The organism is Pseudomonas sp. ICMP 10191 (assembly GCF_001467335.1).
In the GTDB taxonomy this organism is placed as follows: domain Bacteria; phylum Pseudomonadota; class Gammaproteobacteria; order Pseudomonadales; family Pseudomonadaceae; genus Aquipseudomonas; species Aquipseudomonas cerasi.
The window spans coordinates 230,335-247,808 of record NZ_LKGW01000001.1; the positions used below are offsets into that span (position 1 = coordinate 230,335).

The following is a 17,474-nucleotide window of genomic DNA, read 5'->3' on the forward strand; positions in this document are numbered from 1 at the left end:
CCCACTCGCTGAGTCTCAGCGATATTCGCACAGGTAGGCGGTATCGACTTTGACCTTGAGCTGGAACTTGCTGTTGGCCGGTACGTTGAACTGGTTGCCGGTGGCAAAGGTTTCCCAGTCAGTGCTGTCCGGAAGCTTCACGCTCAACTCGCCGGAGATCACATGCATGATTTCCCGTTGCGCCGTACCGAACTCATATTCGCCCGCTGCCATGACACCGATGGTTGCCTCACCATCGGCCTGGGTGAAGGCGATGGATTTGACGGTGCCGTCGAAGTACTCGTTGACCTTGAACATGGGCGATTCCTTTTGAAAGGGCTGAAAATGGCTCGCCAGTATGCCCAACACGTTAAAACTCGTCACGCCCCTTGCACATCGACGCTGACGAAACGTCGACCTGCAGCGGCATTCAGTTGGGCAGAATCAACGGCAGCAGCCTGGCAGTATTGCGCGCATCGACCAAGGCGCGGTGCTGTTGCCCGCTGAACTGCATGCCTGCCAGTTGCAAGGCACTGTTCAGCCCCATCGGTTTCTGCAAATGGCGAGCCTGGGCGAAACGCTGTTTGAGATTGACGTGCGGCATGCTGGACAGTGCACTGTCGAGGTGATGCTGACGCCATTCCTCTTCCAGTTGCTGACGATCGTAATCCCCCCAACTGGCCCAGCCCACGATACGTGCACGGTGATGGCTCAACCAGCGCTCGAACTGCGGCCACACCGTCGTCAGCGGTGCAGCGCTGTCGATGCTGCTCTGGTTGATATGGGTCAGCTCGCGGCAGAAATGGGTCAGCAGCGGCCTGCGCGCCGGGCGCACGAAGCGTTCGAAATGGTCCAGCTCGCGTCCGTCCTGATTGACCAGTGTCGCGCCTATCTCGATGACTTCCATTTCTGCGACCGGCCACCCACCTTCTTCGGTCGTAGCCTCAAGATCAATCACCAGCCAGTGCGGCATCATCAAGCTTCCTTACGATAGTCAATGGCTTGAGCGTAGCCAGATTAACCCGTTGCGCACACCCTGAGCCTTGCATCGGCACCCTTGTTGTAACAACTGCCCCTACAGTGACCACGGGTGATTGCATTGGTGCCTCGCAGGCGGCTGTCACTTGCCTGGGCGAATACCGCAAGGATGCCGCAGAGCGCTGACGCCGTCGATTTGACAGTTGTTTAAATCATGGAAACCGCATAGTTTGAACGGCTTTGATTGATGTCGTGTTTTATGAAAAGACTTGCAGTGTTAATTGACGGTGTGGCGCGCAAGATCGTTACCGGCGTCATGCTCTTCATTCCGTTGATGGCAACGCCGCAGGTCTTCGCCGCGCAGATCGTGCGCGTGGCCGCAGTGCACTTCCCCCCTTATATGGTGCGCCCTGAAAAAGGTGAAGACGCCGGTCTTTTACCCAGGTTGATCGACGCCCTGAATGGCGAGCAGGACGACTACGAATTCGTCATGATCCCGACCTCGGTGCCCCGGCGTTTTCGTGATTTCACGGAAGGGCGTTTCGATGTTGCAGTCTTCGAAAACCCTGACTGGGGCTGGAAGGACATTCCACATGAACAGCTCGATATGGGGCTCGAGGATGCCGAGGTCTATGTGGCGCGCCGGGAAGAAGGGCGGGGGCAGGATTACTTCGACACCCTGGCTGACAAACGTCTGGCATTGTTCAGTGGCTATCATTATGGATTTGCCAACTTCAATACCGATCAGAAGTACCTGAGCGAGCACTTCACCATTACCTCCACGTACTCCCACGACAGCAACTTGCTGATGGTGGTGCGCGGCCGCGCCGATATTGCACCCGTTACCCGTTCGTACCTGATTGATTTCATGGCGCATAACAAGGATGAAGCGGCGCAGTTGATGGTGTCCGACCGTGTCGATCAGATCTACCGTCAATATGCGTTGTTGCGCCCGAACGGCAACATTGATGTTTCGCACTTCAGGCAATTACTGGAGAGGTTGCGTGCAGATGGGCAGTTGGCGAAGATTTTCGAGCCGCTAAATATCAAGGTGCTTCCGATAAACGCCGAGATGCCTGACAAGTAGAGGGTGGCAGGTGTCCGCCTGCCACCCGGAGGCACTTAGCGGTCCTTGGCGTCCTTGGCATCCATTTCTGCGTTGCGCTCGTGGACGCGCTTGAGCTGTTCTTCAGTGAGGGGCAGTTTCTTGGCTGTGTCGCGCAGCATCATCAGACCGCCGACGACCGAGCCAATGGCTACGAGCAGAATTAACCAGGCATACCAGGGCATAGCGCTCTCCTTGTTGTGATACCGGTTTGAGCAGCACGGCTACCCAATGGTTCAAGTGTATGCGCCTTGAAGGGGTTGCGTGCGAAAGCATTCGCCCGCAACCCGAAGAACTCCGGTGATTACTCCCCGGTCAGCATCGCGTCGGTCGGCGCGTCGGCGCGGGATTTGGCGGTCAGACTGAAGTAGATAAAGCCGATGGCCATCAGGCCCAGGAAAATCAGGCCGATCAGTGCGTTGAACCAGGCCATTGCCACCAGGCACACGACGGCCAGCGCCAGAGCGATGCCGGGCACCACTGGATAACCGGGTGCGCGGAACGTGCGCTCCAGGCCAGGCTCGGTCTTGCGCAGTTTGAACAGGCTGAGCATGCTCATGATGTACATGACGATGGCGCCGAACACGGCCATGGTGATCATCGCAGCGGTCAGCGTCATGCCGCTCAGGTTGATCAGGCCGTCGCTGTAGATCGCGGCGATGCCGATCAGGCCGCCGGCGATGATTGCCCGGTGCGGTGTCTGGAAGCGCGAGAGTCTGGCCAGCGAGGCGGGCAGGTAGCCAGCGCGGGCAAGGGCGAAGAACTGGCGCGAGTAACCCATGATGATCCCATGGAAGCTGGCGACCAGGCCGAACAGGCCGATCCACACCAGCATGTGCAGCCAGCCGGAGCTGTCACCGACCACAGCTTTCATGGCTTGCGGCAGGGGATCGTTGATGTTGGCCAGGGTGCGCCAGTCACCCACGCCACCGGCAAACAGCATGACGCCGATCGCCAGTATCACCAAGGTCAGAATGCCGCTGATATAGGCCTTCGGGATGGTACGTTTCGGGTCCTTGGCTTCTTCGGCGGCCATTGCAGCGCCTTCGATGGCCAGAAAGAACCAGATGGCGAAGGGAATGGCAGCGAACATGCCGGCAATGGCTTCGGGTCCGAAAGTCTGCGAACCGGCCCAGCCGTTCAGGGCGAAGTTGCTGAAGCTGAACGCAGGTGCAACCACGCCCATGAACACCAGCAACTCGGCCACAGCCAGAATGCACACCACCAGCTCGAAGGTTGCCGCGAGCTTCACGCCCACGATGTTGAGCGCCATGAACACGATGTAGGCGCCGACTGCCGCATGCTTGGGGTCAAGACCCGGGTATTGCACGTTGAGGTACGCACCGATGGCCATGGCAATCGCCGGTGGCGCAAAGACGAATTCGATCAGCGTGGCCATGCCGGCGATCAGTCCGCCTTTTTCGCCAAAGGCGCGACGGCTGTAGGCGAACGGACCGCCTGCGTGGGGGATGGCAGTGGTGAGCTCGGTAAAACTGAAGATGAAACAGGTGTACATGGTTGCAACCATCAGGGCTGTTACCAAAAAGCCCAACGTACCCGCGACGCCCCAGCCGTAGCTCCAGCCAAAGTATTCGCCGGAAATCACCAGCCCTACCGCGATCCCCCATAAATGAATCGTGCCGAGCGTCGGCTTGAGTTGTGTGCTCATTGTTCTCTCCCTGGGATTCGATAAACGTTGAAACATCCTGTTGCAGAGGCCGTGCCAGTGCACGCATCGGTGTCGTGATGCTTCAAAACGGGTCGTTTACAGAACGTCAGGGTGAATCGATTCAACTCGTTGCAAAGCTTTGGTCCGGATTGGTGCGGCGATGACCGCCAGGGGTGCATGGAATTCAGAGGTGTCAGGACGCTGTTCGGGCAAATGCCGATCTACGGGTCCCGCCAGTGCGCCGGTTCAGCTACAATGCGCGCCGATTTCGACTTACCTGAGACCACGCTCATGTCCGCCTGCCAGACTCCTGTCATCGTCGCCCTGGATTTTCCGACCCGCGAAGCCGCCTTGCGCCTGGCTGATCAGCTCGATCCCAAACTGTGCAGGGTCAAAGTTGGCAAGGAACTGTTCACCAGTTGCGCGGCCGACATCGTCGAGACCCTGCGCCACAGGGGCTTCGAAGTGTTTCTGGATCTGAAATTCCACGACATCCCCAACACCACGGCGATGGCGGTCAAGGCGGCGGCCGAGATGGGCGTGTGGATGGTCAACGTGCACTGCTCGGGTGGCTTGCGCATGATGGCGGCCTGTCGGGAAGTGCTTGAGCAGCGCACTGGCCCACAGCCGCTGCTGATCGGTGTGACCGTTCTGACCAGCATGGAACGTGAGGACCTGGCCGGTATCGGCCTGGACATCGACCCGCAGGTGCAGGTGCTGCGCCTCGCTGCTCTGGCCGAGAAAGCCGGGATGGATGGTCTGGTCTGCTCGGCGCTGGAAGCGCAGGCTCTGAAAGCCGCTCACCCGTCATTGCAACTGGTGACACCCGGCATTCGTCCGGCGGGCAGTGCGCACGACGACCAGCGTCGTATCCTGACCCCTCGTCAGGCACTGGATGCAGGCTCTGACTACCTTGTCATCGGCCGCCCGATCAGCCAGGCGGCTGACCCGGCGAAGGCCCTGGCGGCGGTGGTTGCCGAGCTGGCTTGAGTGGATGGGTTCGTAGCGTCACGGCTCTTTACCTGCATCGTGGGGAAGGGCTGTGACGCTGCGAAAACCCTGCGGGTTTATTCCACTTTCAGGATCAGCTTGCCCTGATTCTCACCGCTGAACAGCATCTGGAAGGTTTCCGGGAACGTCTCGAGGCCTTCCACGATGTGCTCCTTGCTCTTGAGCTTGCCTTCCTTGATCCAGCCGGCCATGACCTGGCCCGCTTCTGCAAAGCGCTCTGGGTGGTCCAGTACGATGAAGCCTTCCATACGTGCACGGTTGACCAGCAGCGACATGTAGTTGGCCGGGCCTTTGATCGCCTTGGTGCTGTTGTACTGGCTGATGGCGCCACAGATCACCACACGCGCGCCGACCGCCAGTTGGCTGAGTGCCGCATCGAGGATGTCGCCACCGACGTTGTCGAAGTACACATTTACGCCATCCGGGCAGTGACGTTTCAGACCGTCCATGACGTCTTCGGATTTGTAGTCGATGGCGGCGTCAAAGCCCAGCTCCTCGGTCAGCAGACGGCATTTTTCCGTGCCTCCCGCAATGCCGACGACCCGGCATCCCTTGAGCTTGGCGATCTGCCCGGCCACGCTGCCGACAGCGCCTGCCGCACCGGAAATCACCACGGTGTCACCGCTTTTCGGTTGGCCGACATCCAGCAGCGCCAGGTAGGCGGTCATGCCGGTCATGCCCAGTGCTGACAGATAAAGGGGCAGTGGCGCAAGGTTCGTGTCCACCGTGTAGAAACCCTTCGGTTCACCAGCAAAGTAGTCCTGCACGCCCAGGGCGCCCTGAACATGGTCACCTACGGCGAACTTGGGGTTTTTCGATTCAATTACTTCACCCACGCCGAGGGCACGCATTACTTCGCCCAGCTTTACGGCTGGAATGTAGGATTTGCCGTCATTCATCCAGCCACGCATTGCCGGGTCCAGTGACAGGTATTTGCTCCTGACCAGAATCTGCCCGTCGGCAAGTGCGCTGACCGGGACTTCCTGATAGGTGAAGTCTTCACGGCGCGCATCGCCCGAAGGGCGCTTGGCGAGCAGGAACTGGCGGTTGGAAAGATCGGTCATGGCAGGGTCTCCTGAAAAGGGTTCAAGAATGGATTCAAACGCTCATCGCGCCATTCGGACAAGAAGCGATCACCCAGCGAATGCCGTTTGATCCATGTGATTGATAGGAGTCCGTTGCGCCGCTGGCGTTCAGACGGATCTGCGGATGAGCCATGCTGATGACGGATATGGCTTGAGTCGCGCCCCCTCAGTGCTCTAGGCTCTGTACGAAAAGTGGCTGCGCTCGGTGATGCTGCGTTAAACACAGGCTCGGAATGTTCATTTACAACACGTACACTCCGCTTCCTCGCCTGTTTTTGCCTTGCCTGACCTTCGCTCGCCGACTTTTCGTACAGAACCTAGATTCCTAGTTCGATCAACGCTTGGACGACCGTGATGCCTGCCACCTCTTCAAACACTCTTCACCCCCGGGCTCTGCGAGCTGGCGACGCCGTGGCACTGGTCTCTCCGGCAAGCCCTGTGGACCCCGGCAAGATCCAGGCGGCGGTGGCGGTACTTGAGGGGTGGGGGCTGCGCCCGCGGGTCTATCCGCATGCGCTGGGCAACTACTCGTTCTATTCGGGGACCGATGAAGAGCGGCTCGCCGACCTCAACGCCGCGCTGGCCGACCCGGAAATCCGCGCGGTCATCTGCACTCGCGGTGGCTATGGCGTGCAAAGGATTGTCCAGCAGGTGGATATGGACGCGGTGCGTCGTGATCCCAAGCTGGTGACTGGCTTTTCTGACATCACCGCGTTGCACTGTGCGCTGTGGAACCATGCGCGCCTGGCGACCATTCATGGACCGGTCGCTTCGCAGCTGGAACGTGGCGGTCTGTTCGTCAGCGGTATGCGCCATGTGTTGATGAGCACAGAGCCGGTCCTGCTCAAGGCTGATCCGGCCTCGCCAACGGCCAGGGTCAGAACCGCTGGCAGCGCACAGGGCCTGCTGTTGGGCGGTAACCTGTGCATCCTCGATACCTCTGTGGGTACGCCGTTCATGCCTGACCTGAGCGGCGCCATCCTGCTCATCGAAGAGGTCAACGAACCCGCCTACCGGGTCGACCGCATGCTCACCCACCTGGGCAACTGCGGGATTCTTGCGTCTCTGGCCGGCATTGCCGTCGGCGAATTTACCCCTGCTCCAAACACTGGCCGCACCATCAGCCCCGCGGATGTGCTGCTGGAGCGGCTGGGCAGTCTCGGCATCCCTGTGCTCGGCGGTCTGCCGGTAGGGCATGGAGATCCCAATCAGGCAGTGCCCCTGGGCACCCAGGCGATACTCGATGCCGACGCCGGAACCCTGCTGGTAGCGGCTGCCGCGCGTAGTTGATCTCTCCCGCGCTGCCAGCGGTTGGCCTAATCGGCCTTGCGTGTGTTCAGGATCAGCAAGGTCAGCAAACCCGCGACGATGCCCCAGAATGCCGAGCCTATGGAAAACAGCGTGAGTCCCGAGGCGGTTACCATGAAGGTGATCAAGGCGGGTTCGCGTTCCCTCGGTTCGGCCATCGCAACGGTCAGGCCATTGGTGATCGACCCGAGCAGCGCCAGCGCGGCAATCGAGAGCATCAGTTCCTTGGGGAACGCACTGAACAGACCCGCCAGGGTGGCACCGAAAATGCCGGCTATCGCATAGAAAATCCCGCACCAGATCGCCGCTGTATAGCGTTTGGACTTGTCCTCGTGCGCATGAGGGCTGGTACAGATGGCGGCACTGATCGCGGCCAGATTGATCCCGTGGCAGCCAAACGGTGCCGTGAGCAATGAGGCAAAGCCTGTCACCGATATCAGCGGCGAAACAGGCGGGAAGTAGCCGTCGGCTCGCAACACGGCCACACCCGGCATGTTCTGCGAGGTCATGGCCACCACGAACAGCGGGATGCCAATGCTCACTGTCGCTGCCCATGAAAACGCCGGGGTGGTCCAGACCGGTATGGCGACTTCCAGCGCCAGGCCGTCAAAGTTCAGCAAACCCAGCATGCCAGAGATGCCGATACCGACCAGCAGCGCGAGCAGCACCGAGTAGCGCGGCGACAGGCGCTTGACCAGCAGGTAAGTGAAAAACATGCCCATTACCAGGCTGGTGTGGTGCTGTGCGGCAATAAAGATCTCACTGCCGATCCGGAACAGAATCCCTGCCAGCAAGGCCGCAGCCAGCGACGCTGGCAGACGCCGCACGATGCGCTCGAAACTGCCGGTCACCCCGCACAGAATCACCAGCAGCGCGCTGGTGATGAACGCGCCAATGGCCTGCGGGTAGCTGACGCCGCCCAGGCTGGTGATCAGCAGTGCGGCGCCGGGTGTCGACCACGCCACGGTAATTGGCATGCGGTAGCGCAGCGAGAGGCCGATGCTGCACACCGCCATGCCCATGAACAGCGCCCACAGCCACGATGAAATCTGCACGCTGCTCAGCCCTGCCGCCTGGCCCGCCTGGAAAATCAACACCAGCGAACTGGTGCAGCCGGTCATCATGGCGATGAAACCGGCAACCACCGCCGACGGCGATGAGTCTGTCAGCGGGCGCAATGGCACCTTCAGGGATTGGTTCATGCTGGGCGTTCCTTGAAACGGGCAGGTAGCAAAGGGCGCCAAGCCTAAACGCCTGGCCGCTCGGCCTTGCAATACAGCGACACGAGTAAACGCCAGCACAGTTACGGCCGTGGCGTTTACTCGGTGTCAGCCTCGGTCGGGCAGGCGCCCGACTGCAGGGTCTGCCCCAGGGCCCGATTGACCGTCAGCCAGCCATCCACGGCATCCTGACCTGCTTCGGCGAACACCCGCTGCAGCAGTTTGACCTGTTCGCGGCGCAAGCCCTGTTCAAAGAGGGCGCCTTCATCGGTGAGGCCCAGCAGTCGTTTGCGCTTGTCATTTTCGGGGGCCGCGCTGTGCACCAGATTCATGGCGATCAGCTGACGTAGCGGGGCATTGAGGGCCTGTTTGCTGACGCCCAATACGGTGAGCAGCTCCTTGACGCTCAGGCCGGGGTAACGGGCGATGAAAAATACGATGCGCTGGTGCACGCGACTGAAGCCGCGTCTGGCCAGCATTTCATCAGCCTTGGCAGTGAATGCCTGATAGCCGAAGAAGAACGCTTCCATGGCCATTTGTTGATTGGCAGGTTTTTTAAGGTCAAGCATGTTGACGTATCCGGGTTGATCGTCGTAATTTGAGTCAACCAGTTTGACGTATTTCCAATTGTCTCGGCTACAGGTAACTGCCATGGCTTTCTCCGAACGCGTTTCCCGTCTGAAAAGTTCTCTGATTCGCGAGATCCTCGCCGCCGCTCAGCGCCCGGAAGTGATGTCGTTCGCCGGTGGGCTGCCCGCCGAGTCAATGCTGCCCAAAGTGGAGTGGGCCGACATGCCCGTTGCGCTGGGTCAGTACGGCATGAGCGAGGGCGAACCTGCACTGCGTGAAGCGCTGGCCGCCGATGCCCGCGCTCTGGGTATCGACTGCGACGCCCGTCAGGTAATGGTGGTCAGTGGTTCTCAGCAGACACTGGACCTGGCCGCCAAGCTGTATATCGACAAAGGCACCGAAATTCTCCTCGAGGCGCCCACCTATCTGGCGGCGTTGCAGATATTCCAGCTGTTCGGCGCCGACTGCATCACCGTGCCCTTGCAGGCCGAAGGCCCGGACCTGCTTGCGATGCGTCAGCGTCTGGAACAGCACAAACCAGCCTTCGCCTACCTCATCCCGACGTTCCAGAACCCCTCGGCGGTGCGCTACAGCCAGGCCAGTCGCGATGCCGTTGCGGCCTTGCTCGATGAGTTCGGTGTCACGTTGATCGAGGACGAACCGTACCGTGAACTGAGTTTTGACGGCGGCAGTGCCAGGCCGATTGTCAGCAGTCTGAAAACGGCCAGCTGGATTTATACCGGCACGGTTTCCAAGACACTGCTGCCAGGCCTGCGGGTGGGTTATCTGATCGCCAGCCCCGATCTGTTTCCGCACTTGCTGCGTCTGAAGCAGTCGGCCGATCTGCATACCAATCGCCTCGGCCAGTGGCAGGCCTTGCAGTGGATTGGTACTGAGCACTATCGTGAGCATCTGGTGACGCTGTGCGAGTTTTACCGGGGCCGTCGTGATGCGTTCGAGAGTGCCTTGCAAACGCATTTTTCAGACCTGGCCACCTGGAACAGCCCGCAAGGCGGACTGTTCTTCTGGTTGACGCTGAAGCAGCCGCTGGATACGCGCACCTTGCTGGATGCAGCGCTGGCGCACGATGTGGCGTTCATGCCGGGCGAACCTTTTTTCGCCGATCCGGACGCCAATCACGGTCACTTGCGGCTCAATTTCAGCCATATCGACCCTGCACGGCTCGATGAGGGTATAAAACGTCTGGCGTCGGTGGTCCGCGCAGCACACCTTCTGCAAGCCGCCTGATTCAAGACGTCAACATAGACGCAGCAAGGGAGCAGTCTGATGTACAAGGTTTATGGCGATTACAACTCGGGCAACTGCTACAAGGTCAAGCTGATGCTTAATCTGCTGGGCAGCGAGTACGAGTGGGTGCCGGTCGATATTCTCAACGGCGAAACACAGACCCCGGCGTTTCTGGAAAAGAATCCCAACGGCAAGATTCCGGTGCTGGAGCTGGAGGATGGCACTTGCCTGTGGGAGTCCAACGCGATTCTCAACTTTCTGGCTGACGGTTCTTCGTACCTGCCAAGCGAACCGAGGTTGCGCACCCAGGTTCTGCAATGGCAGTTCTTCGAACAGTACAGCCATGAGCCGTCGGTCGCAGTGGCCCGTTTCATCCAGTTCTACCTGGGCTTGCCGGCTGAACGCATGACCGAGTATCGCGCCATGCAGAAAGCCGGCTATCGCGCACTGGCGGTCATGGAGCAGCAGCTCGACCGTACGCCGTTTCTGGTCGGCGAGAATTTCTCCATCGCCGACATTGCCTTGTATGCCTACACCCACGTCGCGCATCAGGGCGGTTTCGATCTGGCACCCTATACCGGGATCCGCCGTTGGCTGGATCGGGTCAAGGCACAGCCGGGTTATATCGGTATGCTGGACTGACACGTCCGTCATTTGAACAAAGGGAAATGTATGCGCGTTTCAATCGTACTTCTGGGTGCTTTCATTGCGCTGGGTATCGGCTGCTCGGCCCAGGCCGAGGACTGCGACGCCAATCAGGCCAGCATGAACCGCTGCGCTGCCAATCAGCAGGCAGCGCTCGATGCCGAGCTCAACAAGCAGTACAACGCGCAAATGGCGTGGTTGAAGACCCCGGCGAAAAAGCAGGCACTCAAGGATGCACAACGAAAGTGGATAGCCCTGCGTGATGCCGATTGCCTGTATCAGGCGGGCAAGCCCGAGGACTCAGGCTCTATCTGGCCATTGCTGCAATCGCAATGCCTGGCCGAGCAGACCCGTGTGCGTCTCAAGCAACTGCAAGCCTATGTGGCTTGCCGCGAGGAAGGTTGCCCGCGCTGAGAGGCGCCGGCCAAACAGCGGTCAGATCGCTCCGAAGCGCTGGTTCAGATAGTCGATGATCACCTTGGATTCATACATCCATACGGTTTTGTCACCTTCCTCGATGCGCAGGCAAGGCACCTTGATCCTGCCGCCCTCGTTGAGCAGTGTCTGGCGATCAAGCTCATTGTTTTTCGCATCGCGCAACGCGACCGGAACATTCAGGCGGCGCAGGGCGCGACGTGTCTTCACGCAGAACGGGCAGGCATGGAACTGATACAGCGTCAGGTCCTGAGCCGCTTCAGCGACAGCCGCCTGGGCCTGCGGGTCACGTTTTTTCCTGCTCGGGCGAGTCAGGAAATCAATGCCGATGACGAGTTGGCCGAGGCCGACTCTTAACGCTTTCATGAACAAGGTCATACCTCTTGCGGGCGGTGGCGTGGCCAGCCGTGCATTCAGCGTGCCTCACGGCAGGTGAACGCAGGCTGAACGGTCACTTGATCAGGCTGAGAAACTCGCTGCGGGTGGCCGCGTTTTCACGGAACTCGCCCAGCATCACCGAGGTGATCATGGCCGAGTTCTGCTTCTCGACGCCACGCATCATCATGCACATGTGCTTGGCTTCGATCACCACCGCAACGCCCAGCGCGCCGGTGACCTGCTGAATGGCCTCGGCGATCTGGCGGCTCAGGTTTTCCTGGATCTGCAGACGGCGGGCATACATGTCGACGATCCGCGCTACTTTCGACAAACCAAGCACCTTGCCCTGCGGGATGTAGGCCACGTGTACCTTGCCAATGAACGGCAGCAGATGGTGCTCGCACAGTGAGTACAGCTCGATGTCCTTGACCATCACCATTTCACTGGCATCGGAGCTGAACAGCGCGCCGTTGGTCACTTCTTCCAGGGTCTGCGCGTAGCCGCGACACAGATACTGCATGGCCTTGGCGGCGCGCTTGGGGGTGTCCAGCAGACCTTCGCGCGAGACGTCCTCGCCCAATTGCCCGAGGATGGCGGTGTAATTCTGTTCCAGTGTCACAGAGGGTGATTCCGTATAGGTTTCAGAGCGGTACGTTTGGGCCTGTACCGATTTTTTACCAATCGAGCTGGTGTCCCGTTTGCCGATCCCGCTCCAGTGGAATTGGGCGATTTCGCATACGTGACCTGCGGATCTCGTTGATTGGCGATGAATGCGGGGTTTATCCCGGCGATTGGGCACATGGTAGCGTAGGTGTGCTCGCAGTTGTACTGCCGTGGCCTCGTAATGCTTTCGCAATCAGCTCCGGTTTTTAGACTTTGCCCGGCATTGCGCTATAGCCAGGTGCTTTCCAGAGTCGCAGAAAAGCGAATGCAGAGAGCATGTGTTTTGGCTTGGGCTCTCCGACATGCGTTTCTGTCGCCTTGATTGGAGCGCTGGAATGACATATGCCGTAGCTTTTTCAAGCATCTGCAAAGCAGATGTGAAGCGTATCCTTTTCATGAAAGCGGCTTGCGAGATGCAATCCAAAGTCTGACAGGAGGTTGGATGGCGAATCAAAGAGACGAGCTTGAGCTTGAGAAACTCCAGGCTGAGGTTCACAAGTTTGTGGCTGAGGCGCGAAAAATGATTGCGGAGACCGATAAGCTCAAGCGCGAAACAAGCTTTTATCCATTTGTGGCGGCTGGTGGTTGATCACCGTAATCGTTACGGCTGCCGCTTTCATCCACAAGCTTCAGGCAGCCAGTATTCAGTAGCGGACATGACCTGCAGCGCTTGAGATTCAGGCTGGACCAAGCGAAGGTGTGCACATAACGCACGAATCGGCATTTCGAGAGAAGATGAGTATGAGTCACGATCAAGTCATAAAGCGGATGCGCGAAGACCTTGAGCAGTTGGGCAACGAGGTCCGCAATATGTCTGCCCATGAACCACGAAACGTCCTGGTGTCTGCTGCATCCGGTGCAGTATTTGCTCTGGTTTTTTCATGGCTTGCATTCAAGGTCTGGTTCTGAACGCCTGCGAGAGCTAGGCCACGGCAGTTAATCGCCTGAGTCAGGCCAAGGCCATATGGCTTTTTTGTGTCTGACGGCCCGTGTCTTGTTTGCCCTTGGAAATCCGCTTTTACAGCTTTTGTATCCTCTCGCTTACACGTTGGCGACCAGATCGCTACCCACTTCTGACGTCCATCACGGTCTGAGTAGGCAGGTCATCAATCCATTGCCTGTCTAGAGAGTAAACCCGGATGTTGAGTCGAGTAGCAAAAATAGCGTTGTTCGCGATTGTACTGTCGTCCGTTTCCGGCTGCTGGCCGTTCTGGCCTGGCCCGGGCGGACATGGCGGCGGCGGTGGCGGTCACCATGAAGGCGGTGGCCCTGGTCCTGGCGGCCCTGGCCCGGGTCGCTGATTCACCAGCAGGGCCGGCGTACAGGGTCTGACTGACTGGAAGGGCGCGGCGGGTTCTACTCGTCGCGCCCTTCCATCATGGTGCGCCTGAGGATTACGTACACTGCGCCTGCACCACCGTGTTTGGCCAGGCAGGAGCAAAAGCCCAGTACCTGCGGATGCTGACGCAGCCAGGTGTTGACGTGGCTTTTGATCATCGGTCGCTTGCCGTCCAGGCGTACCGCCTTGCCATGGGTGACACGTACGCAGCGTATTTCCAGACGCGTCGCTTCAGCCAGAAATTCCCACAGCGTCTCTCGCGCCACTTCCACGCTCATGCCATGCAGGTCAAGGCTGCCCTCGAAGCTGATCTGACCGAGTTTGAGCTTGCGCATCTGGCCTTCCTGCACGCCGTCACGCGACCAGCTCAGGACATCCTCAGGACCGACGTCGATCACGAATTGATCCGACAAGCCGTCGACGGTCACCGAGTCGGTACGCACGGTTGCCGACTGGCGCAGACGGGCCAGCATTTTTCGATCGGTCTTGGGTTTGCCGACATCGGCGTGTTCATGCTTGAGCGGCTTGACGCCGCGTGTCTCGCTTCTGAACAGGGAAAAATCGTCGTCTTGCATGGGGCCTCCGCGAAGGAGGCCATTCTAACCGCTCAGGCGAGAGGGTCAGTTGTGTTTTTTCATCAGATGCGAAGAGATACTCAAGCCGCCGCCACTGCGCTGACGACGGCAGCGGCGCCATAGCCAGACGCCCATGTACAGCACCAGCAATCCGCCGATGGCGACAAACGCCGCGCCGCCCGGGCTGGCATTCAGTTCGCCCAGCATCTGCGGGTGAACCGTGAGGCTGGATGCACCGGCAACTGCCAGCAACAGGCCTGCGACCACAAGGAGCAGTGCGATCAGCGTGCCGATGCGTTTGCCCCAGTTGCCCTGACCCCTGGGGCGCAGGCGACGTGCATCGAAACCATCTGACGTTTTCATGCCTTTTCCTCAACAGGTATCAGCTCAATGGAGTATCGGCGCTCTGACCCGGGGAAGGAGGGGTGGTTCCCGCCTCCGGGACGATCCATGACGGCAAAGGATGGGCGGTTATGTGAACGCTGTCACACGCTCCTTCGCCTGTGTAGCGTCAGACAAGGTCTTTGGTCAGTGCCAGGGTGGCGAAGTTGTCGGCCATGATTGCCATCTCGGTTCTGTGCACGACCTCAGCGCTGACCACGCCGTGCGGGCTCGGCAGGTCACGGGTTGCGCAGGCATCGTCGACCAGGGTGCAGCGATAGCCGTAGTCCTTGGTGGCGCGAACCGTGGTGCTGATACTCGAATGGCTCATGAAGCCGCAGACGATCAGGTCCAGGTGCCCTAGGCTCTGCAGCAGTTCATGCAGTCCGGTGCCATTGAAGGCATTGGGCAGGCGTTTTTCGACCAGATGTTCATCACCCTGCGGCAACAGCTCCGGCACCAGTTCGCCGCGCTCGCCATGTGGATCGAACGGGCCGCCCACAGTGCCCAGATGGCGGATGTGAACAATCGGGCACTTGACCGCCCGTGCTTTCTCGACCAGTCGGCCGATGTTGGCCATCGCTTCCCTGACGCCGGTCAGGGCCAGCGGGCCGCGAAGGTATTCTTTTTGCGCGTCGATGATGATCAGCGTCGCGTTACTCAGATGGGCAGGCGCATGCACCCGGCCACTGAGTTGAAACATGGTCTTTAAATCGGACATTCACGGGCTCCTTGGTGTGGGGCTTTTGCGACATTGTCCTCTGGCTGAAGCGTTCTGGGAATGGCAACCATCGCAAGCCACGGTTTTTATGGCCTGCAGGGCAGTTGGAGGAGGGGATGGATGGCGGTTTGCCTTGATGGCGGTACGCGAATCATGGAAACTTCCCCGTCTATCGGGTACGAAGAATGCACGTTGTTCGTAACCAGACTGTTCACCGAGGCTCGTCTTACAACAGTTCGTGCCTTTCAAGGAGTTTGTCCATGATCACTTCCCGTCTGCGTACCGTGCGCGACCATATACGCTGGGCCGTCAGCCGCTTTCACGAGGAAGACGTATTTTTCGGTCATGGCACCGACAATGCCTGGGATGAAGCGCGGCAACTGGTACTGGGCGCACTGCACCTGCCTTGGGAAATTGCCGACAGCTACCTGGATTGCCGCCTGGAAGTCGACGAAATATCCGAACTGCAACGCTTGATCAAGCGGCGCATCGATGACCGTGTGCCGACCCCGTACCTGCTGGGCGAGGCCTGGTTCTGTGGCATGTCGTTCATTGTCGATGACCGCGTCCTGATCCCGCGCTCACCTATTGCCGAGCTGATCGAAGAGCGTTTCGCCCCTTGGCTGGCCGACGAGCCGGCGCGGATTCTCGACCTGTGCACTGGCTCCGGTTGCATCGGTATTGCCTGTGCCGATGTGTTCCCGGAAGCCGAGGTGGCCCTGGCCGACCTGTCCTACGACGCGCTGGAAGTGGCCAACCAGAACATCGAACGTCACGGCATGGAGGACCGGGTCTACACCGTTCAGGGCGACGGATTCGACGGCCTGCCGGGTCAGCGCTTTGACCTGATCGTTTCCAACCCGCCCTATGTGGACGCCGAAGACTTTGCCGATATGCCTGACGAGTATCAGCATGAGCCGGAGCTGGCGCTGGCCTGTGGCAGCGATGGCCTGAACCTGGTCCGCCGCATGCTCGCCCAGGCCGCCGATCATCTCAACGAGAAGGGCCTGTTGATTGTCGAGGTCGGCAATAGCCAGGTGCACGTGCAGGCGCTGTATCCGGAGGTCGATTTCGCCTGGCTGGACTTCCAGCGGGGCGGGCATGGTGTGTTCATGCTCACGGCAGAACAGTGCCGCGACCATCAGGCATTGTTCCAGTCGAAGGTTTGAGCTCAACAACTGCGATAAGCGGCTGAGACCAAAGGGAGGCTGATATCAGCCTCCCTTTTTATCGGCGTGTCTTTTATCGGTGCGTCGCGATCCAGATCAGCAGTCCGGCCTGAAAGACCGCGAAGGTCACCAGGCAGGCAATCGTGAAGCGCAGGCCGCTGTCCTCACGCTTGTATTTGCTCACCCGGTCTTCATGCTGACGGATCGTCACCTCCTGTTCGATCAGGTTTTTCTCGGCCTTTTCCAGCATTTGCGAGGCTTCGAGAATCTCGATGATCTGCACCTTGTCGTTGTTCCAGGTGCTGTGCAGGTTGCCGACGTGTACATCCTTGATCGCGCCTTTCATGTGCTGGGCATCGGCATACGTCACTTCAAAGCCCAGAGTGCGCAGAAAGTGATCGCGACGCAGACGTGTGTCTTCGTTCAGACCGTCCTTGCTGGCCAGCGCCACGCCTTCAATCTTGTAGGAAGACCATCTTTTCTGCGCCCAATGCACCGCATGCGCAATCATGAAGCGCCCGATGCCGCGGTTCCATGGCTCGATCTGCAAGCCTGACTCGGGACCGAAGCGCACCATGCGCTTTTCGTGGTCGGCCCAGATATCCAGATGGTTCTGTTCCTTGCGGACCCGCTGACCTGGCAATTGCACCGTGATCCGCAGCAGGCTCAAGGCCTTGCTGTGCCGCTCGGCACGCCCGAACTGTACGAAGCGCAGAGGGCGGCCGCCGGTAGCACGGTCGGTAGGCAGTGGCGACAGACGCAGCATCTGAAAGCTTTCGGGCAGAACGTCTTCCCACGGCTGCGGGGGTACTGGCACTGCGACTTCTGCGCTGGCCGGTTCTGCGAGGGTTTCAGTCATGGTAGTTGCGTCTGTCATAAGGGTGTCCTTTCCTGGGCCTTGCCCCGGAGCATGTTTGCCGGGGCATAAAGGTGCCGAAACACTAAGGTGCCGGAACACAGGGCCAGCACATTGCTATCGGCCAGATTTGCCAGGA

22 protein-coding genes are annotated in these 17,474 nt (G+C 59.4%); 9 read left to right on the forward strand and 13 right to left on the reverse strand.

Features of this window, described 5'->3' with window-relative positions; genetic code table 11:
- Positions 1 to 15: 15 nt before the first annotated feature.
- Complete coding sequence (ppnP, locus tag AO388_RS00780) at positions 16 to 297, reverse strand: pyrimidine/purine nucleoside phosphorylase (RefSeq protein ID WP_003371493.1); 282 nt, start codon at positions 295 to 297, stop codon at positions 16 to 18.
- Positions 298 to 409: 112 nt separating this feature from the next.
- Positions 410 to 952, reverse strand: a complete 543-nt coding sequence (locus tag AO388_RS00785; RefSeq protein WP_003371494.1) for an exonuclease domain-containing protein — start codon at positions 950 to 952, stop codon at positions 410 to 412.
- Positions 953 to 1,204: 252 nt separating this feature from the next.
- Between AO388_RS00785 and AO388_RS00790 the strand changes: the two genes are divergently transcribed.
- Positions 1,205 to 2,044 carry a substrate-binding periplasmic protein gene (locus tag AO388_RS00790; protein ID WP_032609972.1) on the forward strand — a complete coding sequence of 280 codons (840 nt, stop codon included), beginning with the start codon at positions 1,205 to 1,207 and terminating at the stop codon, positions 2,042 to 2,044.
- 35 nt (positions 2,045 to 2,079) lie between these two features.
- Here AO388_RS00790 and AO388_RS26730 read toward each other — a convergent pair whose 3' ends face one another.
- Together AO388_RS26730 and eat are read right to left on the reverse strand one after the other, a co-directional pair.
- A complete protein-coding gene (locus tag AO388_RS26730) occupies positions 2,080 to 2,247 on the reverse strand; it encodes a DUF2897 family protein (RefSeq protein ID WP_003371498.1) in 168 nt (55 codons plus the stop codon).
- A 119-nt stretch (positions 2,248 to 2,366) separates the two neighbouring features.
- Positions 2,367 to 3,731, reverse strand: a complete 1,365-nt coding sequence (gene eat, locus AO388_RS00795) for an ethanolamine permease (protein ID WP_003436737.1) — start codon at positions 3,729 to 3,731, stop codon at positions 2,367 to 2,369.
- 291 nt (positions 3,732 to 4,022) lie between these two features.
- On the opposite strand from eat, the gene pyrF reads away from it, so the two are divergent.
- Positions 4,023 to 4,721, forward strand: a complete 699-nt coding sequence (pyrF, locus tag AO388_RS00800) for an orotidine-5'-phosphate decarboxylase (protein WP_003436736.1) — start codon at positions 4,023 to 4,025, stop codon at positions 4,719 to 4,721.
- A 77-nt stretch (positions 4,722 to 4,798) separates the two neighbouring features.
- On the opposite strand, the gene AO388_RS00805 is transcribed toward pyrF, so the two are convergent.
- Entirely contained in the window at positions 4,799 to 5,806 is a 1,008-nt protein-coding gene (locus tag AO388_RS00805) for an NADP-dependent oxidoreductase (RefSeq protein ID WP_003436735.1), read from the reverse strand.
- Between the two features lie 375 nt (positions 5,807 to 6,181).
- Between AO388_RS00805 and AO388_RS00810 the strand changes: the two genes are divergently transcribed.
- Positions 6,182 to 7,117 (forward strand): S66 peptidase family protein, encoded by a 936-nt coding sequence (locus AO388_RS00810; RefSeq protein ID WP_054081136.1) that lies wholly within the window; start codon positions 6,182 to 6,184, stop codon positions 7,115 to 7,117.
- 26 nt (positions 7,118 to 7,143) lie between these two features.
- On the opposite strand, the gene AO388_RS00815 is transcribed toward AO388_RS00810, so the two are convergent.
- Both AO388_RS00815 and AO388_RS00820 read right to left on the reverse strand, forming a co-directional pair.
- Positions 7,144 to 8,337 (reverse strand): benzoate/H(+) symporter BenE family transporter, encoded by a 1,194-nt coding sequence (locus AO388_RS00815; RefSeq protein WP_024663024.1) that lies wholly within the window; start codon positions 8,335 to 8,337, stop codon positions 7,144 to 7,146.
- Between the two features lie 116 nt (positions 8,338 to 8,453).
- Positions 8,454 to 8,924, reverse strand: coding sequence for a MarR family transcriptional regulator (locus AO388_RS00820; protein WP_058415917.1), 471 nt, complete (start codon positions 8,922 to 8,924; stop codon positions 8,454 to 8,456).
- Positions 8,925 to 9,006: 82 nt separating this feature from the next.
- Between AO388_RS00820 and AO388_RS00825 the strand changes: the two genes are divergently transcribed.
- The 3 genes from AO388_RS00825 to AO388_RS00835 are packed head-to-tail and all read left to right on the forward strand — an operon-like array spanning position 9,007 to position 11,232.
- Positions 9,007 to 10,173 carry an aminotransferase-like domain-containing protein gene (locus tag AO388_RS00825; protein WP_003436731.1) on the forward strand — a complete coding sequence of 389 codons (1,167 nt, stop codon included), beginning with the start codon at positions 9,007 to 9,009 and terminating at the stop codon, positions 10,171 to 10,173.
- A 39-nt stretch (positions 10,174 to 10,212) separates the two neighbouring features.
- Positions 10,213 to 10,815 (forward strand): glutathione S-transferase family protein, encoded by a 603-nt coding sequence (locus AO388_RS00830; RefSeq protein ID WP_003343108.1) that lies wholly within the window; start codon positions 10,213 to 10,215, stop codon positions 10,813 to 10,815.
- A gap of 30 nt (positions 10,816 to 10,845) precedes the next feature.
- Complete coding sequence (locus AO388_RS00835) at positions 10,846 to 11,232, forward strand: lysozyme inhibitor LprI family protein (RefSeq protein ID WP_003436730.1); 387 nt, start codon at positions 10,846 to 10,848, stop codon at positions 11,230 to 11,232.
- Positions 11,233 to 11,253: 21 nt separating this feature from the next.
- Here the strand turns inward: AO388_RS00835 and AO388_RS00840 are convergent, their stop codons facing one another.
- Positions 11,254 to 11,631 (reverse strand): glutaredoxin family protein, encoded by a 378-nt coding sequence (locus AO388_RS00840; RefSeq protein ID WP_003315148.1) that lies wholly within the window; start codon positions 11,629 to 11,631, stop codon positions 11,254 to 11,256.
- A gap of 73 nt (positions 11,632 to 11,704) precedes the next feature.
- Positions 11,705 to 12,250 carry a GTP cyclohydrolase I FolE gene (gene folE, locus AO388_RS00845; RefSeq protein WP_003436728.1) on the reverse strand — a complete coding sequence of 182 codons (546 nt, stop codon included), beginning with the start codon at positions 12,248 to 12,250 and terminating at the stop codon, positions 11,705 to 11,707.
- Positions 12,251 to 12,736: 486 nt separating this feature from the next.
- Between folE and AO388_RS29100 the strand changes: the two genes are divergently transcribed.
- Positions 12,737 to 12,883, forward strand: a complete 147-nt coding sequence (locus AO388_RS29100) for a hypothetical protein (RefSeq protein WP_330219493.1) — start codon at positions 12,737 to 12,739, stop codon at positions 12,881 to 12,883.
- A gap of 152 nt (positions 12,884 to 13,035) precedes the next feature.
- Positions 13,036 to 13,203 (forward strand): hypothetical protein, encoded by a 168-nt coding sequence (locus tag AO388_RS29280; protein ID WP_003371518.1) that lies wholly within the window; start codon positions 13,036 to 13,038, stop codon positions 13,201 to 13,203.
- A 447-nt stretch (positions 13,204 to 13,650) separates the two neighbouring features.
- Here the strand turns inward: AO388_RS29280 and AO388_RS00855 are convergent, their stop codons facing one another.
- The 3 genes from AO388_RS00855 to AO388_RS00865 form a co-directional block, all read right to left on the reverse strand.
- Positions 13,651 to 14,208 (reverse strand): Smr/MutS family protein, encoded by a 558-nt coding sequence (locus AO388_RS00855; protein WP_003371521.1) that lies wholly within the window; start codon positions 14,206 to 14,208, stop codon positions 13,651 to 13,653.
- A 45-nt stretch (positions 14,209 to 14,253) separates the two neighbouring features.
- On the reverse strand, positions 14,254 to 14,571 hold the full coding sequence (locus AO388_RS00860; RefSeq protein ID WP_003371523.1) for a hypothetical protein: 318 nt from the start codon (positions 14,569 to 14,571) through the stop codon (positions 14,254 to 14,256).
- 148 nt (positions 14,572 to 14,719) lie between these two features.
- A complete protein-coding gene (locus AO388_RS00865; protein ID WP_003315142.1) occupies positions 14,720 to 15,310 on the reverse strand; it encodes a cysteine hydrolase family protein in 591 nt (196 codons plus the stop codon).
- A gap of 260 nt (positions 15,311 to 15,570) precedes the next feature.
- Here AO388_RS00865 and prmB point away from each other — a divergent pair, with 260 nt between their 5' ends.
- A complete protein-coding gene (gene prmB, locus AO388_RS00870) occupies positions 15,571 to 16,479 on the forward strand; it encodes a 50S ribosomal protein L3 N(5)-glutamine methyltransferase (RefSeq protein WP_003371525.1) in 909 nt (302 codons plus the stop codon).
- Between the two features lie 73 nt (positions 16,480 to 16,552).
- Here the strand turns inward: prmB and AO388_RS00875 are convergent, their stop codons facing one another.
- Positions 16,553 to 17,356 carry a hypothetical protein gene (locus AO388_RS00875; RefSeq protein WP_003315140.1) on the reverse strand — a complete coding sequence of 268 codons (804 nt, stop codon included), beginning with the start codon at positions 17,354 to 17,356 and terminating at the stop codon, positions 16,553 to 16,555.
- Positions 17,357 to 17,474 lie beyond the last annotated feature (118 nt).

Coding starts and splice junctions, on each gene's coding strand:
- AO388_RS00810 (WP_054081136.1), top strand. CDS start 6,182: ATGCCTGCCACCTCTTCAAACACTCTTCACCCCCGGGCTCTGCGAGCT.
- AO388_RS00785 (WP_003371494.1), bottom strand. CDS start 952: ATGCCGCACTGGCTGGTGATTGATCTTGAGGCTACGACCGAAGAAGGT.
- AO388_RS00840 (WP_003315148.1), bottom strand. CDS start 11,631: ATGACCTTGTTCATGAAAGCGTTAAGAGTCGGCCTCGGCCAACTCGTC.
- AO388_RS00830 (WP_003343108.1), top strand. CDS start 10,213: ATGTACAAGGTTTATGGCGATTACAACTCGGGCAACTGCTACAAGGTC.
- AO388_RS00875 (WP_003315140.1), bottom strand. CDS start 17,356: ATGACAGACGCAACTACCATGACTGAAACCCTCGCAGAACCGGCCAGC.
- AO388_RS00865 (WP_003315142.1), bottom strand. CDS start 15,310: ATGTCCGATTTAAAGACCATGTTTCAACTCAGTGGCCGGGTGCATGCG.
- AO388_RS00860 (WP_003371523.1), bottom strand. CDS start 14,571: ATGAAAACGTCAGATGGTTTCGATGCACGTCGCCTGCGCCCCAGGGGT.
- AO388_RS00805 (WP_003436735.1), bottom strand. CDS start 5,806: ATGACCGATCTTTCCAACCGCCAGTTCCTGCTCGCCAAGCGCCCTTCG.
- AO388_RS00820 (WP_058415917.1), bottom strand. CDS start 8,924: ATGCTTGACCTTAAAAAACCTGCCAATCAACAAATGGCCATGGAAGCG.
- pyrF (WP_003436736.1), top strand. CDS start 4,023: ATGTCCGCCTGCCAGACTCCTGTCATCGTCGCCCTGGATTTTCCGACC.
- AO388_RS00815 (WP_024663024.1), bottom strand. CDS start 8,337: ATGAACCAATCCCTGAAGGTGCCATTGCGCCCGCTGACAGACTCATCG.
- AO388_RS29280 (WP_003371518.1), top strand. CDS start 13,036: ATGAGTCACGATCAAGTCATAAAGCGGATGCGCGAAGACCTTGAGCAG.
- AO388_RS29100 (WP_330219493.1), top strand. CDS start 12,737: ATGGCGAATCAAAGAGACGAGCTTGAGCTTGAGAAACTCCAGGCTGAG.
- AO388_RS00835 (WP_003436730.1), top strand. CDS start 10,846: ATGCGCGTTTCAATCGTACTTCTGGGTGCTTTCATTGCGCTGGGTATC.
- prmB (WP_003371525.1), top strand. CDS start 15,571: ATGATCACTTCCCGTCTGCGTACCGTGCGCGACCATATACGCTGGGCC.
- AO388_RS00790 (WP_032609972.1), top strand. CDS start 1,205: ATGTCGTGTTTTATGAAAAGACTTGCAGTGTTAATTGACGGTGTGGCG.
- ppnP (WP_003371493.1), bottom strand. CDS start 297: ATGTTCAAGGTCAACGAGTACTTCGACGGCACCGTCAAATCCATCGCC.
- AO388_RS00855 (WP_003371521.1), bottom strand. CDS start 14,208: ATGCAAGACGACGATTTTTCCCTGTTCAGAAGCGAGACACGCGGCGTC.
- eat (WP_003436737.1), bottom strand. CDS start 3,731: ATGAGCACACAACTCAAGCCGACGCTCGGCACGATTCATTTATGGGGG.
- AO388_RS26730 (WP_003371498.1), bottom strand. CDS start 2,247: ATGCCCTGGTATGCCTGGTTAATTCTGCTCGTAGCCATTGGCTCGGTC.
- AO388_RS00825 (WP_003436731.1), top strand. CDS start 9,007: ATGGCTTTCTCCGAACGCGTTTCCCGTCTGAAAAGTTCTCTGATTCGC.